Source organism: Klebsiella sp. 1SOBk5mer (assembly GCF_046603115.1).
GTDB lineage: Bacteria > Pseudomonadota > Gammaproteobacteria > Enterobacterales > Enterobacteriaceae > Klebsiella > Klebsiella quasipneumoniae.
The window spans coordinates 1-575 of the sequence record NZ_JBKIUU010000035.1 but is presented as its reverse complement, the minus strand read 5'-3'; the positions used below and the strand labels follow the sequence as shown (position 1 = coordinate 575).

Sequence of the window (575 nt, the reverse complement as noted above, 5' to 3'; positions counted from 1 at the left end):
CGGCCGATACGGTAGGCGATGTCCTCGTTCAGCTCCTCGCCCAGTTCACCACGGATGTCATAAGCCTTAAAGCATGTTAACTGTGTCATTCTGCGTTTTGTCCCGAAAAAAATTAGCAACGACCATACTGATCTTTAATACGAATAATGTCGTCCTCGCCGAGGTACGACCCCGACTGGATCTCCAGCACTTCCAGCGGAATGCGGCCCGGGTTTTCCAGGCTGTGCTCGGCGCCAATCGGAATAAAGGTGGACTGGTTCTCGGTCAGCAGGAACTGCTTGCCGTTGACCGTCACCTGGCCGGTGCCGGCGAGAATGACCCAGTGCTCGGCGCGGTGGTGGTGCATCTGCATCGAGAAGGCGCCGCCCGGTTTCACGGTGATACGGTTGACGTTGAAGCGCGGAGTCTGGACCACCACGTCGCAGCGGCCCCAGGGACGGTAAATCTCGCGGTGGCGCTTGTATTCGCTGCGCTGGTTCTGCTTGAGGAACTCGACCGCCTTCTTCACGTCCTGGGAACGCTCGCGGTTCATCACCAGCACGGCGTCCTTGGTGCTGACAATCACCAGGTTCTCC

1 protein-coding gene is annotated in these 575 nt (G+C 58.4%); it reads right to left on the bottom strand.

Features of this window, described 5'->3' with window-relative positions:
- Positions 1–112 precede the first annotated feature (112 nt).
- The coding region (locus ACLH1U_RS25190) for a cupin domain-containing protein (protein ID WP_211702190.1) at positions 113–575 on the bottom strand (463 nt) is incomplete at its 5' end.